At 74.0% G+C, this 1,890-nt stretch carries 4 protein-coding genes; 1 reads left to right on the top strand and 3 read right to left on the bottom strand.

The window, feature by feature from the left end; all coding sequences use genetic code 11:
- Positions 1 to 282, bottom strand: a 282-nt coding sequence (locus I59_RS09620; RefSeq protein WP_022903688.1) for a winged helix-turn-helix transcriptional regulator, incomplete at its 3' end; no start/stop codon positions are given.
- Positions 283 to 458: 176 nt separating this feature from the next.
- Here I59_RS09620 and I59_RS09615 point away from each other — a divergent pair.
- Positions 459 to 887, top strand: coding sequence for a phage holin family protein (locus I59_RS09615; RefSeq protein WP_022903687.1), 429 nt, complete (start codon positions 459 to 461; stop codon positions 885 to 887).
- Positions 888 to 893: 6 nt separating this feature from the next.
- Here the strand turns inward: I59_RS09615 and I59_RS09610 are convergent, their stop codons facing one another.
- The gene (locus I59_RS09610; RefSeq protein WP_022903686.1) at positions 894 to 1,409 is read right to left on the bottom strand and encodes a hypothetical protein; all 516 of its coding nucleotides are present in this window, start codon (positions 1,407 to 1,409) and stop codon (positions 894 to 896) included.
- 20 nt (positions 1,410 to 1,429) lie between these two features.
- Entirely contained in the window at positions 1,430 to 1,816 is a 387-nt protein-coding gene (locus I59_RS09605) for a DUF5997 family protein (RefSeq protein ID WP_022903685.1), read from the bottom strand.
- Positions 1,817 to 1,890: the final 74 nt, after the last annotated feature.

The following is a 1,890-nucleotide window of genomic DNA, read 5'->3' as shown; positions in this document are numbered from 1 at the left end:
CTCCGCACTCGGGCGCGCCGCCGCGTGCACCCGCACCGAAACCATCGCCTCGATCGAGAACCCCAGACGCGCCACGTCGACGTCGGCCCGGTAGCCGCGGACCACCCCGGCGTCCTCGAGTGCCCGGACCCGGGCGAGGCACGTCGACGGCGCGATGCCGACCGCCGCGGCGAGCCGGTTGTTCGGGATGCGCGCGTCCTCGGCGAGGGTCCACAGGATGCGCTCGTCGACCTCGTCGAACCGCGGGGTCTGGTCGGGACGGCGGACAGCACGCTCGGACATGCCTCGACGGTACCGCGCCGACCGCGAGCCGCGCGTCCGCCGCTTCCCGCGCGCGGGACAGCCAGCCCGGCACGGTCGCAGGCGCCGTGGCCATGATGGCTGGGACGGTCCGCGTCGACGGACCGCCGAGCAGCCCGGACCTGACGGGCCGCCCGGACCGGACGACAGGAGCACCCATGGCCAGCGACGACGAACCCACGACCAAGCCGTCCTTCCGCGACACGGTGACCGCCGGACTCGTCCAGAAGGCCCTCGAGCCCGTGATCCGCGCGGTCCGCGAGGAGGTCGCGGCAGCCCGTCAGGAGGTCCGGGACCGCGTCGGCGGCGCGAGGACCGGACTCGTGCTCGTGGGCGCCGCGGTCGGCGCAGCCCTGACGACCTCGGTCCTGCTCGCGGGGTTCGCCGTGGCGGCACTCGCGCTCGCCCTCCCGCTGTGGGCTGCGACGGGCATCGTCTTCGTGGTGTTCGCCGTGGCGACGGCGGTGCTGGGCGTCGTCGGCGTGCGGGGCCTGCGCCGCGGGGTGCCGCCGGTGCCGAAGGACACGCTGCGGTCCGCCCGGGAACGCCTCACAGCGGACGACGCCGACGCCTCCTCAGGGGCCTGACGGGAGTCACATGGCGAGGGTCATCCCGACGACGGCGACCGTCATCGCGAAGACCTCGCCGCTCCGGATGGCTCGACGGTCCTCCTGCGCCCACTCGTACCGGAGGAGCCAGCCGCTGAACGCGCAGTAGCCGATCACGCCGGCGCCGAGCACCGCGGTGAGCGCGATGCCGTGACCAGCGTGCCCGTCGACGGCACCGGTCGCGTGTCCCATCAGCAGCATCCCGGCCATGACGACCGCCGACAACGCCCGGTGCACGTCCATCGGCTCGGCGCGGCGGCCGTCCGCTCGACGCCGCCGCACCACGGGCAGCGGTGCGAGCAGGAGCAGCACCGTCGCGGCGAGGAGCGTCCACACCGCCCCCGCATGGAGGACCGGGAGCAGCATCGCGACGAGCATCACCGTCGCCGGGACGACCACGGCGACCCGCGGGCGGTACCGGTCACCGACGATGCAACACACCGATGCGAACTGCGGCACGACGAGCATCGCGTCGGCGACGGTCTCGTGGACGGCGGTCATCGGCTTCGGGAGGGTGCTGGTCAGTCCTGCGAGCGGGCGGCCTTGGCGGCGCGCTCCTGCTTCACCCGGGCGTTCTCGGCGTGCACCGCGGCCTGGGTCTCCCGCTCGCGGACGAGCCACTCGGGCTTCTCCTGCAGCAGCGTCTTGATCTCGGCCGTCGTCAGCGGCTCGTCGATGCCGGCCCGGCCGAGGCCGGAGATCGACACGCCGAGCTTCTGCGCCACGACCGGTCGCGGGTGGNGGCCGTCGCGTCGGAGGTCCTCGAGCCACGCCGGCGGCTCGGTGCGGAGCTCGTCGAACGCGGTCCTGCTGATCGGCGCACCGCGGAAGGACTCCGGGGCGGCCGACAGCAGGATGCCGAGCTTCTTCGCGGCCGTCTCGGGCTTCATGGTCTGTTCCTGCGCCATGCACACCAGGGTACGGCCCCCTATGCTCGNTGCATGACCGAGGCCCTCACATCGNCTTCGTGCCCGGGGTCTCC

The sequence above is a fragment of the Curtobacterium sp. B8 genome, from assembly GCF_000333315.1.
GTDB classification, from domain to species: Bacteria; Actinomycetota; Actinomycetes; order Actinomycetales; family Microbacteriaceae; genus Curtobacterium; species Curtobacterium luteum.
This window is presented reverse-complemented; position numbering and strand designations above follow the sequence as displayed.